Below are 395 nucleotides of genomic sequence, written 5' to 3' on the forward strand. Positions count from 1 at the left end.
ATGATGCGGCTGTCGATCGTCGCTTCGGTCGCTTCCATGCCGAAGGCGAGGCGCAGATCGGCAAGCGGGATGACCTTGCCGCGAAAATTGATGACGCTGGCCACGAAGGACTGAGCGCCGGGAACGGCGGTCTCAGGCAGAAGGTCGAGAATTTCCTGGACCATCACGGCTTCGAGCGCGAAGGTTTCGCCGTTCATGTCGAATGTCAGAACTTCGACTTCGTCGGCATAGGACCAGAACTGATCCACTCTCTCGGCTACCGCACTCATCCTGCCACCCTCATCGGAGATTCCTGTTGCTGACCGGCGGCCACCAGATGGCCGACGTCGAGAATGAGGGCGACGCTGCCGTCGCCGAGAATGGTTGCGCCCGAGAAGGTCGCAACGTCGTCATGC

The 395-nt window shown here is 60.8% G+C and carries 1 protein-coding gene; it reads right to left on the reverse strand.

Annotation, left to right across the window (positions count from 1 at the left end):
* On the reverse strand, positions 1-269 hold a 269-nt coding region (locus AC1DJO_RS29895), incomplete at its 3' end, for a chemotaxis protein CheW (protein WP_477974135.1).
* Between the last annotated feature and the right edge of the window lie 126 nt (positions 270-395).

Source organism: Rhizobium sp. 05N430, from assembly GCF_056396985.1.